The sequence below is a fragment of the Kitasatospora sp. NPDC087271 genome (genome assembly GCF_044744605.1).
Taxonomy (GTDB): domain Bacteria; phylum Actinomycetota; class Actinomycetes; order Streptomycetales; family Streptomycetaceae; genus Kitasatospora.
This window is the reverse complement of the sequence record NZ_JBIUYQ010000030.1, coordinates 49,364-61,730: the sequence shown is the minus strand read 5'-3', so window position 1 is coordinate 61,730 and position 12,367 is coordinate 49,364. Positions and strand designations below refer to the sequence as shown.

The following is a 12,367-nucleotide window of genomic DNA, read 5'->3' as shown; positions in this document are numbered from 1 at the left end:
GAGGTTCGCACCGACATCGACCGAAACGGGCCTTGTGGGCGGGCTGCGCGGCAGGCCGGAGGGCGTGTCGGGGGTGAATTCAGAACGGGATTTCGACGGGATTCCGCCAAATCCGAACCGATATTCGGCAAACCCGTGAAGGTGGCGCGTCGCTACCGTGATGATCGGCCTATGATCACTCGACTGGTCAAAGCAGGCTTCGCCGCCGCGCTGTCCGTGACCACCCTCGCCACCGGTGCCGCTGCCTCGTCAGCCGCCCCCGCCGACGCCCCCGCCGTTCAGGGGCAGCACGTGACCGCGGCCCTGAACGGCTTCCTGCCGGGCACCACCCCTCCCGGACCGGGCAAGCTCTCGGTCGGCTGGACCTCCGCCGGCACCCAGGACCTCACCGGGCCGACCCACATCACCGTCGACCTGCCGCCCGGGCTCACCACCGAGCTCGGCATGTTCTTCTCCACCCCGTACGACTACACCTTCACCGAGTCCGTCTCGCCCGACGGGCGCCATCTGGACGCCGTCCTCATCGGCACCCGCAGGCCCGGGCGCTACGAGTTCATGAAGCTGAACGTGGGCCGCGACTACACCCGGCAGCTGACCGGCCAGATCGTCGTGACCGTGTCCAATCCGAACGACACCGACCCGACCGGCCACGTGACGGCCCTGTCGGTCGACGGGACCACCCCGGCGCCGGTCGTCCAGGCGCCGCCCACGGTCGACGGCCTCGACACCACCACCGGCCCGGGCGCGGGCGGCACCGCGGTGACCGTCAGCGGCGGCAACCTGGCGCACGGCATGGTGCTGGTCGGCGGCGTCCCGGCGGCCGGCACCTGCACCGACACCGCCTGCACGGTGACCACGCCCGGCGGCTCGGGCAGCGCACCCGTCTCCGTGGTGACCCCCGGCGGCACGGTCGCGGCGCCGGCCGCCTTCGACTACACGGGCGCCCCGCCCCCGCCGCCGCCCGCGCCGACGGTCGGCAATCTGACCAACGCCGGCGGCCCGGCCGCCGGCGGCACCCAGGTGTACCTCCAGGGCACCAACCTGACGTACGGGACGGTCGCGTTCGGCGGGGTGCCGGCCGCGCACGTCTCCTGCGGCCCGTCCTTCTGCTCGGCCACCTCCCCGGCGGCGGCGGGCCCCGGCCCGGTGGACGTCACGGTGACCACGGCGGGCGGCACCAGTGCCCCGGTGACCTTCACGTACACCGCGTAGTCCCGACGTACACCGCGCGGTCCCGGCGGTTCCGATGCCCGGGTGCTCCGGCACCCGGGCATCGGCGTGTCCGGGGGCGCGCCGGCCCGGCGTCCGGGGGTGCGCGCCCGCCCGGCGTCCGGGGCGTGCCCGCACGTCAGGGGCAAGTTGAACGCGTTCAAAAGCAGGGTCTAGAGTCGGTTCCGTACAGACGGGACAAGGCCCCGCCTGCTCTTCGGCATGGAGGTTCGCACCATGGACACCAATCCGGGCTCCGGTCCCGCGGCGGTACTGCGCAGAGTCCGGCGCTGGCTCTGGATCTTCGTGGTCTGCCTGGTGCTGAGCGGCCTGACGGCCTTCCCGCTGGAGACCGAGACCCGCTGGCTGGCCGACCTCGCGACCGGGCCGGCCGCGCCGCTGACCGACCGCTTCCCGGCCGCACTGGACTGGATCGAACGCGTCCGCACCGGCGTCGCGGAGACCGATGACCGCTACCCCTTCCTGGCCTACGGCACCGACTGGCTCGCCTTCGCCCACCTGGTGATCGCCGCCGCCTTCTGGGGCCCGATCAAGGACCCGGTCCGCAACATCTGGGTGATCCGCTGGGCGGTGCTCGCCTGCGGCGCCGTCATCCCCCTGGCCCTGGTCTGCGGACCGCTGCGGGGGATTCCCCTGGGCTGGCGATTCATCGACATGTCGTTCGGCATCGTCGGCGTCGTCCCGCTGCTGATCGTGCTGCGGGCGCTGCGCCCGCTGGAACGTTCCTTCCAGGGGCCGGTGGCCGCGAGCTGAGCCGGAGCCGCCCGGCGCCGCCCCAGGGCGTGTGACCAGGGGTCGCACGCCGATGGGCCCCCCGGGCCCGGGTCACGGGCAACGGCCTTCATCCGCAGGCCCTACCATCTGGCTCAACAGCTGCTGGAAGGCGGACGGGCGTGGCCGATGCGGTGATCGATCTCAATGCGGACCTCGGTGAGGGGTTCGGACGCTGGACGCTGACCGACGACGAGGCCCTGCTGTCCGTGGTGACCAGTGCCAACGTCGCCTGCGGCTTCCACGCGGGAGATCCGTCGACGATGCGCCGGGTCTGCGCGCTGGCCGCCGAACGCGGCGTCCGGATCGGCGCCCAGGTCTCCTACCGCGACCTGGCCGGCTTCGGCCGCCGGGCCATGGACGTCCCCCCGGAGGAGCTCGCCGACGAGATCGCGTACCAGATCGGCGCCCTCCAGGTCTTCGCCCGCGCGGCCGGCTCCCGGGTCTCCTACGTCAAACCGCACGGCGCCCTCTACAACCGGGTGGTCACCGACTCCGAACAGGCCGAGGCCGTGGTGGCCGGCGTGCTGCGGGCCGGGGCGGTCTGCGACGGACCGCTGCCGGTGCTCGGACTGCCCGGCTCCCGGCTGCTCGCCGTCGCCGAGGGAGTCGGCCTCGCGGTCGTCGCCGAGGCCTTCGCCGACCGCGCGTACACCTGGGCCGGCACCCTCGTCCCGCGCCGCGACCCGGACGCCGTGGTGCACGACCCCGAATCGGTGATCACCCGCGCCGTCGGCATCGCCCGGGACGCCTCGGTGGAGGCCGTCGGCGGCGAACGGATCGCCGTCGAGGCCCGCTCCCTGTGCGTCCACGGCGACACCCCCGGCGCCGCCCAGCTCGCCTGGCGGATCCGCGGCGCCCTCGCCTCCGCCGGGGTCCGGGTGGAGGCGTTCACGTGACGCCCGCCGCCGTCCGGCGGGTCGGCGAGCGGGCACTGCTGGTCGAACTCGACGACACGGCGCAGGTCGCCGCGCTGTACGGATGGCTGCGCGAGCGGCAGGAGAGCGGGGCGCTCGGCGCGGTCGAGGAGATCGTGCCGGCCGCGCGCACGGTACTGCTGGACGGCGTCGCGGACGTCGACGCGCTGGCGGCCCTGCTGCGCACGGCCCGTCCGTCGGCGGCCGCGGCGGCGACCGGGCCGCTGGTGGAGGTGCCGACGGTGTACGACGGCGCCGACCTCGCCGAGGTCGCCGCACTGTGGGGGGTGTCCGAGGAGGCCGCCGTACGGATCCACACCGGGCCCGAGTACGTGGTCGCCTTCTGCGGGTTCGCGCCCGGCTTCGGCTACCTGACCGGGCTGCCGCCCCGCTACGAGGTCCCGCGCCGGGCCACCCCGCGCAGCAGCGTCCCGGTCGGTTCGGTCGCCCTGGCCGGCCCGTACACCGGCGTCTACCCGGGCTCCTCCCCCGGCGGCTGGCAGCTGATCGGGCGCACCGGGCTCGTGCTCTGGGACACCGGGCGCGAGCCGGCGGCGCTCCTGGCGCCCGGGGTGCGGGTGCGGTTCACGGCGGAACGGGCGTAGCGGGGGTGCGGGCCCACGACGGGCGGCGCGCGGGCCCCGGACGGCGGGGGACGGGGCGGCGAGGGACGGGGCGGACGGGGTGGGGGCGTTGAGCGGTTTGCTGGTGGTGCGGCCCGGACCGTTGACCACCGTCCAGGACCTCGGACGGCGCGGCGTCGCCCACCTCGGAGTGCCCAGGGCCGGGGCGCTGGACGAGCCCGCGCTGCGGGCCGCGAACCGGCTCGTCGGCAACGAGCCGGGCTCCGCCGGACTGGAGACCACGCTCGGCGGGGTCGCCCTGCGCGCTCTCGGGCCGGTGGTCGTGGCCGTCACCGGAGCACCCTCGCCCGTCCGGGTGGACGGACGGGCGGCCGCGTGGGGTGCGCCGGTCGCGGTGCCGGCCGGGGCGGTGCTGGAGGTGGGGGCGGCGACCGCCGGGGTGCGCGGCTACCTGGCGGTCGCGGGCGCGATCGCCGTCCCGCCGGTCCTGGGCAGCCGCTCGACGGACCTGCTCTCCGGGCTCGGACCGGCCCCGCTCGCCGCCGGCGACCGGCTTCCGGTCGGCCCGCCTCCGCCCGACCGCCCCCGGCCCGACCTGGTGCCGCTGCCCGCTCCCCCGGCCGAACTGGTGCTGCGGCTGCGGCTGGGCCCGCACGCGGACTGGTTCGAGCCTTCGGCGCTGACCCGGCTGGCCCGCGACGGGTACCTGGTCTCCCCGGCCGGCAACCGGATCGGGCTGCGCACCGAGGGCCCGCCGGTCACCCGCGCCCGGGCGGGTGAACTACCCAGTGAGGGCATGGTGTTGGGCGCGGTGCAGATCCCGCCGGACGGGCGGCCGGTGGTCTTCCTGGCCGACCACCCGACCACCGGCGGCTACCCGGTGATCGGCGTCGTCCCCGCCGCCGACCTCGCGGCGGCCGCCCAGGCACGCCCGGGCACGCCGGTGCGCTTCGTGCCGCTGCGGGAGCGCTGAGCGTCCGCCCGCACGCCTCCCGGCGCTCCCGGCGCGACGGCTGTTCGCACGCCGCCGAGGCCGCGGCGGTGCACTCAGGCGGCGGGGGCGCCGAACCACCTGGACAGCTGGCCGCGCAGGCCCTGCTGGTCCTCGCCGACCCACACCACGTGGCCGTCCGGGCGCAGCAGCACCGCGGGCACGTCCAACTCGTCGCTGACGTCGACGACATGGTCGACCCGGTCCGCCCAGCCCGCCACCGAGAGCCCGCCGGTCTGGTCGAGCAGCAGCCCGCGGCCGCCGTGCATCAGCCCGTAGAGCCGGCCGCGCTTCAGCTCCACGTCGCGCAGCCGGCGGCCGAGCAGTTCATGCCCTTCGCCGAGGTCGTAGCGGACCCCGATCGCGATGATCTTCTCGATCAGGTACCGGTTCACCTCCTCGAATTCCGTCAGTTCCGCCAGCAGCCGGCGCACCGCCTGGGCACCGGGCTCCAGGGACATCAGGTGGATCTGCGCGCGGGTGTTGTCCAGCACGTCGGCGGCCACCGGGTGCCGCTCGGCGTGGTAGCTGTCCAGCAGCCCCTCCGGCGCCCAGCCATCGACCTCGGCCGCCAGCTTCCAGCCGAGGTTGAACGCGTCCTGGACACCGAGGTTGAGCCCCTGCCCGCCGGTCGGCGGGTGGATGTGCGCCGCGTCGCCGGCCAGCAGCACCCGGCCGACCCGGTAGCGCTCGGCCAGCCGGGTGGCGTCGCCGAAGCGCGACAGCCAGCGCGGTGAGTGCGCCCCGAAGTCGGTGCCCGCGACGGCCCGCAGCTGCTGCTTGAACTCCTCGAAGGTCGGAGCGGCCGTCCGGTCCTCGGCCACCCCCTCGGCGGGCACGATGACGCGGTACCCCCCATCCCCCTCGCGAACGGCGCCGAACCGCAGCTGGGTCTTGCGGACCTCCGCGATGACGGCGGCGATCGTCTCCGGCTCCTCGGCCAGCTCCATGTCGCCCAGCAGCGTCTCCACCCTGGAGGGCTCGCCGGGGAAGCCGACGCCGAGCAGCTTGCGCACCGTACTGCGGCCTCCGTCGCAGCCGACGAGGTAGCGCGAGCGCAGCCGTGTGCCATCGGCCAGTTCGGCGCTCACCCCGTCCTCGTCCTGGCTCAGCCCGACCAGTTCGCAGCCGCGCCGGAGCTCGGCGCCGAGTTCGGTGGCGTGCTCGGTCAGCAGCCTCTCGGTGACCGCCTGCGGGATGGCCAGGACGTACGCCTGGGTGGTGTCCAGCCGCTCCGGCCACTCCTTGCCGATGCCGGCGAAGAAGCCGCCGACCGCGAACTTCCGGCCGAGCGGGAGGAACCGCTCCAGCAGCCCGCGCTGGTCCATCACCTCAAGACTGCGCGCGTGCAGTCCGCGCGCCCGGGCCGGCAGGGGCGGCACCGTCTCCTTCTCCAGCACGAGCACCTGCACGCCGTGCAACCGCAACTCGCCGGCCAGCATCAACCCGGTCGGCCCGGCACCGACCACGATCACGTCAATCATCACAAACCCCCAGGTATGCCCGCAGATCCCGGCTTCGGCCGGTCATTCTGCGGCACGACCGGGGCCTTGCGGCAAGCCCCCCGGCGCGCTATACCTTGAGAGTGGCAAGGAGAGCCGACGACCTCCTTGCCTTCGTTGTTTGCCGGTCATTGTTTGCCGGTCATTGTTTGCCGGTCGCTGTTTTCCGCTCGCTGTTTTCCGCTCGCTGCGTGCGCTCCGCTCAACGCCCCGACAGCAGTTCCGCCACCGCCCGCTGCCCCGGGTCGAGCGCCGACTCCCCGTCCTCCGCCGCCCATACGGCGTTCTGCAGCACCCGGGCGAGCGTCCAGGCGAGCGCCGCCTCGCGGTCCAGTTCCAGTGCCTCCACCAGGACGTCGAACCGCCACCGCAGCGCCCGGGCGACGTCGCCGGTGGCCAGGACGTCGGCCCAGCGGTTGCGCAGCGCCGGGAGGAGTTCGAAGCCGGGGTGCCCGACGAGCGGTTTGGGGTCGATGGCGAGCCAGGGGGCGCGGCCGCCGCTTTCGGGCGGGGCGAGGACGTTGCCGTAGTGCAGGTCCCAGTGGAGCAGCCGGTCGCCGGGCTCGGTGCGGACCTCGCGCAGGGCCGCGGCGCAGTCGGCGAGCAAGCGCCGCTCGGCCGGGTCGGCGAGGGCCGCGGCCGCTACCGGGGCCCGCGCGAGCAGACCGTCGGCGAGGTCCGCCAGCCGGCGCAGGTCCGGGACTTCGACCTGAGGTCCAGTCAATTCCCTGAGCAGGCCTGCGATAACGTGCAGCGCCCCCCGGTCGTCCGCGACATCCAGCAGCGAACGCCCCGGGTCGAGGCGTTCCAGCAGCATCGAGCCCGAGGCCGGTTCGTGGTCGAGGAGTCGAACGGCCCCTCGCCCGTCCCAGGCCCGGAGGGCGACCGGCTCGCCCTCCGTCTCCTCGTCCACCGGCTGGAGCTTGAGCGCCGCGGGCGTGCCGTCGGCGCGCCGCACGGGCAGCACCAGCGCGTGAATGCCGTGCGCGGGCGGGCCGTCCAGGCGCAGCTCCCAGTGGTCGAGCAACTCGTCTGCCAGAGCGGGGAGTCGGGCCACCCAGGCGCGACCGTCCGGGCCGAGGGACTGCTCCAGCGACGCGGCCAGCCCGGGCGGGACCTCAACAGGCGGGACTTCAAAGGGCATTGTGCGGGCTCCTCTCCGGCTCCCCCAGCCTACGGTCGAGGTTCGAGGCCGGCCGCCGAAACGAAGCCGTCGAGGTTGTCGAGCATGATGTTGTGCCCGCAGTCCGGGACGGCCGCCAACCGGACGCCCGCCTCCCGGAGTTGGTCGGCGCCGCGCGGCTCGCCGCCCGCCTCCGGGTACAGGAAGGTGCGCGGGAGGTCGAGGCCGAGCAGCAGTTCGCGCATCGTCGGCACCGTCGCCCGGGCCAGGTGCACGGCACTGCGGTACAGCGCCTCGGGCCCGGCGAGGCGCATCGTGGACCACCAGGACGGGCCGACCCACGTGGCGACCTCGTCCCGGCCGCCGGCCAGGAACTCCTCCTCGGTGAAGCTCGCGATACCGCTGCTGCCGGGGCCGCGGCCGGGGGTGACCGGGTCCAGGTTGGCGTCGACCAGGACGAGCCGGGAGACCAACGCCGGATGCCGGTGGGCGAGGACGACGGCGATCGCGCCGCCCATGCTGTGGCCGATCACCTCGACTCCGGCGAGCCCGGCCTCCGCCAGGGCCTCGGCGACGGCGTCGGCGTGCCCCTCCAGGGTGTATCCGAAGTCGGCGGGTCGGTCGCTGAGGCCGAAGCCGAGCAGGTCGAGCAGCAGCGAGCGGCGCCCGGCGAGCCCCGGGTGGGCGGCAGCGGCCGCGAAGTAGGCGGGCGAGCTGGCGCCGAGGCCGTGCAGGTAGAGCCGGGCGGGCTCGACTCCAGGCAGCTCGACCCATCGGATCCGGTCGCCGTTCGGGGTGACGGGGGCGTGGCGCAGCACGGGGACTCCTCCTCCAGCGGGGGCTGGGACATCAGGGGCTGGGAACGCCCAGACCATACCTCGGCATCGAGGTATCACGGAACCGATATACCGAGGCTTCGAGGGACGAATCTGCGAGAGTGGCCCCATGCTGAAGCTCGCGATCCTCGGATTCCTCTACGACCGCCCGCTGCACGGCTACCAGCTGCGCCGCCACCTCGCCGCACTCACCGGGCACGTCCGCCCGATCAGCGACGGCACGCTCTACCCGGCGATCAAGCGCCTGGAGGCCGACGGCCTGCTGGTCCGCGAGACCGAGCCCGGCAGCGCCGCCGCACCCCGGCACACCCTCCACCTCACCGCGGCCGGCCGCACCGCACTGCTCGACCAGCTGCGCGCGCCCGAGCCGCTGGACATCAGCGACGAGAACCGCTGGTTCACCCTGCTCGCCTTCCTGCGCCACCTCGCCGACCCCTCCGCCCAGGCCGCCGTGCTCCGCCGCCGCCTGGCCTTCCTCTCCGAGCCGGCGAGCTTCTTCTACGACGGCGACCGCCCGGTCGGCGCCGAGGAGTTCGCCGACCCGTTCCGCCGCGGCCTGCTGCTGATCGCCCGCGCCACCAGCGAGGCCGAACTCGCCTGGCTGCACTCGACCCTGACCGAACTGGAGGACGTACCGACGGCCTGACGGACCCACGGGCCAACGAGACTCACGGGCCAACGAGACTCACGGGCTGACGGACTGACGGACTGACGGACTGACGGAAAACCCGCTGCGGCGCCTTCCCTCCCCGCCCTGCCCGTGTTCCGATGACGCCCATGGGTAACGACACGCACACCGGCAACGTACGACGCGAGGGGCACGACGGAACGGGCCCGGGCGCGATCACCCCGGACGGCTGCGCCGTCGAGCTCTGGGCCCGGCTCCCCGTCGGCGACGCCCCGGACGTGATCGAGGCCGCGGTGCCGGCCGGCGCCACCATCCTCGAACTGGGCTGCGGCGTCGGCCGGATGACGCACCCGCTGACCGACCGCGGCTTCACCGTGACGGCGGTGGACGAGTCCGCCGAGATGCTGGCCAGGGTGGGCGCGGGCATCCGCACCGTGCGCAGCCCGATCGAGCGGCTGAACCTCGGCGAGCGCTTCGACGTCGTCCTGCTCGCCTCCTTCCTGATCCACGCGGGCGACGAGGCGGTCCGCCAGGGCCTGCTGGAGACCTGCCGCCGCCACGTCGCCGCGGACGGCTGCGTGCTGATGCAGCGGGAGGGCGAGGACTGGCACCTCAACGTGCCGCGCGAGGGCAGGCTCGGCACCGACGGCGTGTCGCGCATCGTCTCCTCGACGCCGGTAGGGGACGGCGTGAACTCCGTCCACGCCGAGTACGAGTTCCCGGACGGCCGCTGGACGCACACCTTCCGCTCCCGGCCGCTCACCACCGCCGCGTTCGACCGGGCGCTGGCGGACGCCGGTCTGACGGTCGAGAGCTACCTGACGGAGGACCGCACCTGGGTCCGCGTCCGACCCGCCGGCTGAGCGGCGGAAGGGCAGGCGAAAGGGCAGGTGGAAGGGCAGGTGGAAGGGCAGGCGGACGAGTCGGCGGGGCATGGAAGCGCCGGCGGGCAAAGCCGGGTCAAAAGGTGAACAAAGAATAGTCATCTTCACCCCGTACCATCGGCCGCGCGCCCGCCCGTGCGCGGCCCGAGGGCCGTGCGGGTCGCGGCCTGCCCGCCTGCCCGCACGCCCGCTCCGACCTGCGAGGACCGCACATGTACGACGACCAACGGATACCCCCGGTGGGTCTCTGGTGATCGACTGGTTCCACGGGGCCGTCCTCGGCCTGATCCAGGGACTCACCGAGTTCCTGCCCGTCTCCTCCAGTGCCCACCTGCGGGTCTTCTCCGCCCTGCTGGGCTGGGACGACCCGGGTGCGGCCTTCACCGCCGTGACCCAGCTCGGCACCGAGACCGCGGTGCTGATCTACTTCCGCCGGGACATCGTCTCGATCGTGCGGACCTGGACGCTGTCACTGTTCCGCCCGGCGCTGCGCTCGGACCCGGACGCCCGGATGGGCTGGTTCGTGATCATCGGCACGCTGCCGATCGGCATCCTCGGCAAGCTGTTCCAGGACACCATCGAGACCCACCTGCGCGATCTGCGGATCATCGGCACCACGCTGATCGTCTTCGGCCTGCTGCTGGCCTTCGCCGACCGCACCCGCGCGGTCCGGCACGCCCGGCCGATCACCGACCTCACCCTGCCGCACGCGGGCGTCTACGGCCTCGCCCAGGCGCTCGCACTGATCCCGGGGGTGTCCCGCTCCGGCGGCACGATCAGCGCGGGCCTGCTGCTCGGCTACAGCCGGGAGGCGGCGGCCCGCTACTCCTTCCTGCTGGCGATCCCGGCGGTGCTCGCCTCGGGGGCGCTGGAGCTGTTCAAGATCGGCGAGGGCCCGGCACCGGCGTGGGGGCCGACCATCCTGGCCACCGCGATCGCCTTCGCGGTCGGCTATGCGGCGATCGCCTGGTTCCTCAAGTACATCTCGCACCACAGCTTTCTGCCGTTCGTGGTCTACCGGGTGCTGCTCGGCGTCCTGATCATCGGACTGGTGGCCGGCGGCGTGCTGGCCCCGGACGCGGGCGTCGTGAAGTAGAACCGCGTTCCACCAGGACCGCGTTCCAGCACGCCCCCGGAACAGCAGTGGGCCGGGACACCCGAGGGGGTGTCCCGGCCCGTCGTTCGCCAGAAGCGGGGAGGCAGCCACCGGACTACCGGGACCTACCGCCCGAACTCCCGGGCGGCGGTCAGCCGGCCGCGGACGGCGGCGTGGACCTCGGCCTCCTCGGCCGGATCGGCGGCGAGCCGGCGCAGGCGCTCCAGCACGCGCGCGTCACCCGTGGTGGCGACATGGCGCGCGGCGAGCTCCCGCGTGGACTCCTCGCAGTCCCAGAGGCACTCGACAGCGGGGCCCTCGGGGAAGTGCACATCGGTCACGGCGAGCGCCCGGGCGGCACGACCGCGCAGTTCGGAGGAGGCGGCCTCCCCGTAGATGTGGCGCAGCACGGGGACGGCGTCGGCGGCGACCAGCCGCCCCGCACCGTCGACCAGCGAGCCGAGCCCGGTACCGCTGACCCCGCGGACGGATACCCAGCGGCGCAGGCCGTCGACGACGAACGGCGCGTCGGCCGGCTCCCCGGCGTCGGCGAGCAGTTTGACGGCGGCCTCGCCGAGCGCGCTGTCCGCGCCCCCGGTGGCCGGGTCGGCCCAGCGGCGGGCCTGCGCCAGGACCTCGGGGCCGCGCATCCGGCCGACCAGTTCCAGGGCCGCGCGCACGATCCGGTCGTCGACGTCGACGGCGGCGGCCTCGATCAGCTCGACGGCGGCCGGGTCCCGCTGGTCGACCAGGTAGCGCAGTGCCGCCCGGCGGGCGCCGGGCAGGCCGCCGCGGGCGGCTTCCAGCACGGCGGGGCGGTCCTCGGGCCGGACGACGGCGGTCAGGCAGCGGGCGGCGGCGGCGGCCCGGCGGTCCACGGCGTCGGGCGCGGCCGGATCGGCGGCGTCGGGCGCGGGCTCGGGCCGGCTGTCGGCTCCGCCCAGGAAGGCGCCGGCCCCGAGGGCGCCCAGGCTCCCCTGGTCGGCCCAGGCCAGGACGTCGGCGGTGGACCAGCCCGGGGTGACGCCGCCGCGGTTGAGCTGGCGCTGCCAGAGGTCGAAGGGTGACTGCTCGCTGGCCGCCGCCACTCTCGGGTGGTAGGCCGCCCACAGCCGCCAGGGCCGGGGCTCGTAGGCGTTGCGGATGAACTCGCGCAGCTCGGCGTCGCCCTCGGGGCCCGGGGCGAAGCGGTCCAGGACGGCGGTGCCGAGCAGCAGCAGGCCGCGGTCGTCGTCGCGCAGGGCGAGCTCGTCGAGGGCCCAGGCCCAGTTGGCACCGGTGGCGGTGTACTCGCGCAGCATCAGCAGCGCGTCGCGCCGGCCGTACGCGGCGAGGTGGCCCAGGACGGAGAGGGCGAGGCCGGTGCGGTTCTCGTCGTCGCTGACGAGGTCCTCGGCGGAGTGGAGGTGGTCCTCGATGCCGTCGAGGGGCGCTTCCAGCTCCATGTAGAGGCGGGCGTAGTAGAGGGAGCGGCTCTCGACCTGCCAGTCGGCTCGCGGATCCCTGGTGACGCACTCCTCCAGCGCGGCGATGGCCTCGGTACGGTCGGCGGCCAGCGCGTGGAGCTGCCCGTCACCGCGGCCTCGCTGCAGGAGGCCGAGGAGGCTGGCACTGGGTGCTATCACTGGCTCGAACATGAGGTCAGCATCCGTTGCGGCGGTCGTAGTGGCAACGGGATTTCCGTCGCCGGGGTCTCTGGTCGGTACTGCGGTGGGCGCCCGGGCGCCGGAATCACCGAAGGTTACCGCCTCGCGCCCCCTTCCGCACACAGGGCGACGACGGCTGCTGCCACAGTGGCATATGCC

General features: G+C 74.4%; 12 protein-coding genes. 8 read left to right on the top strand and 4 right to left on the bottom strand.

The genetic code is table 11. The features are described from left to right. The first annotated feature begins 171 nt into the window (after positions 1-171). The 5 genes from ACIO9K_RS33260 to ACIO9K_RS33240 all read left to right on the top strand — a co-directional run bounded on the left by ACIO9K_RS33260 (position 172) and on the right by ACIO9K_RS33240 (position 4,475). A complete protein-coding gene (locus tag ACIO9K_RS33260; RefSeq protein WP_400335370.1) occupies positions 172-1,212 on the top strand; it encodes an IPT/TIG domain-containing protein in 1,041 nt (346 codons plus the stop codon). Positions 1,213-1,446: 234 nt separating this feature from the next. Beyond that, complete coding sequence (locus tag ACIO9K_RS33255; RefSeq protein WP_400335367.1) at positions 1,447-1,983, top strand: hypothetical protein; 537 nt, start codon at positions 1,447-1,449, stop codon at positions 1,981-1,983. Positions 1,984-2,123: 140 nt separating this feature from the next. Beyond that, positions 2,124-2,900 (top strand): LamB/YcsF family protein, encoded by a 777-nt coding sequence (locus ACIO9K_RS33250; protein ID WP_244293516.1) that lies wholly within the window; start codon positions 2,124-2,126, stop codon positions 2,898-2,900. Continuing rightward, the gene (gene pxpB, locus ACIO9K_RS33245) at positions 2,897-3,523 is read left to right on the top strand and encodes a 5-oxoprolinase subunit PxpB (protein ID WP_363624824.1); all 627 of its coding nucleotides are present in this window, start codon (positions 2,897-2,899) and stop codon (positions 3,521-3,523) included. Before ACIO9K_RS33250 ends, pxpB begins: the two co-directional genes overlap by 4 nt. 88 nt (positions 3,524-3,611) lie before the next feature. Then, positions 3,612-4,475, top strand: coding sequence for a biotin-dependent carboxyltransferase family protein (locus tag ACIO9K_RS33240; RefSeq protein ID WP_363624822.1), 864 nt, complete (start codon positions 3,612-3,614; stop codon positions 4,473-4,475). Positions 4,476-4,549: 74 nt separating this feature from the next. Here ACIO9K_RS33240 and rox read toward each other — a convergent pair whose 3' ends face one another. From rox to ACIO9K_RS33225, 3 genes are all read right to left on the bottom strand, one after another. Next, on the bottom strand, positions 4,550-5,977 hold the full coding sequence (gene rox / locus ACIO9K_RS33235) for a rifampin monooxygenase (RefSeq protein WP_400335363.1): 1,428 nt from the start codon (positions 5,975-5,977) through the stop codon (positions 4,550-4,552). A 220-nt stretch (positions 5,978-6,197) separates the two neighbouring features. Further along, positions 6,198-7,139 (bottom strand): aminoglycoside phosphotransferase family protein, encoded by a 942-nt coding sequence (locus ACIO9K_RS33230; protein ID WP_363624818.1) that lies wholly within the window; start codon positions 7,137-7,139, stop codon positions 6,198-6,200. Between the two features lie 29 nt (positions 7,140-7,168). Then, positions 7,169-7,933: an alpha/beta hydrolase gene (locus ACIO9K_RS33225; protein ID WP_363624845.1), complete on the bottom strand. Its 765-nt coding sequence runs from the start codon at positions 7,931-7,933 to the stop codon at positions 7,169-7,171. Positions 7,934-8,063: 130 nt separating this feature from the next. Between ACIO9K_RS33225 and ACIO9K_RS33220 the strand changes: the two genes are divergently transcribed. From ACIO9K_RS33220 to ACIO9K_RS33210, 3 genes are all read left to right on the top strand, one after another. After that, positions 8,064-8,600, top strand: a complete 537-nt coding sequence (locus ACIO9K_RS33220) for a PadR family transcriptional regulator (RefSeq protein ID WP_363624816.1) — start codon at positions 8,064-8,066, stop codon at positions 8,598-8,600. Between the two features lie 131 nt (positions 8,601-8,731). Continuing rightward, positions 8,732-9,445, top strand: coding sequence for a class I SAM-dependent methyltransferase (locus ACIO9K_RS33215; protein ID WP_363624814.1), 714 nt, complete (start codon positions 8,732-8,734; stop codon positions 9,443-9,445). A gap of 274 nt (positions 9,446-9,719) precedes the next feature. Further along, positions 9,720-10,562 carry an undecaprenyl-diphosphate phosphatase gene (locus ACIO9K_RS33210; protein ID WP_063351584.1) on the top strand — a complete coding sequence of 281 codons (843 nt, stop codon included), beginning with the start codon at positions 9,720-9,722 and terminating at the stop codon, positions 10,560-10,562. A gap of 125 nt (positions 10,563-10,687) precedes the next feature. Here ACIO9K_RS33210 and ACIO9K_RS33205 read toward each other — a convergent pair whose 3' ends face one another. Next, positions 10,688-12,199 carry a HEAT repeat domain-containing protein gene (locus ACIO9K_RS33205; protein ID WP_363624812.1) on the bottom strand — a complete coding sequence of 504 codons (1,512 nt, stop codon included), beginning with the start codon at positions 12,197-12,199 and terminating at the stop codon, positions 10,688-10,690. Between the last annotated feature and the right edge of the window lie 168 nt (positions 12,200-12,367).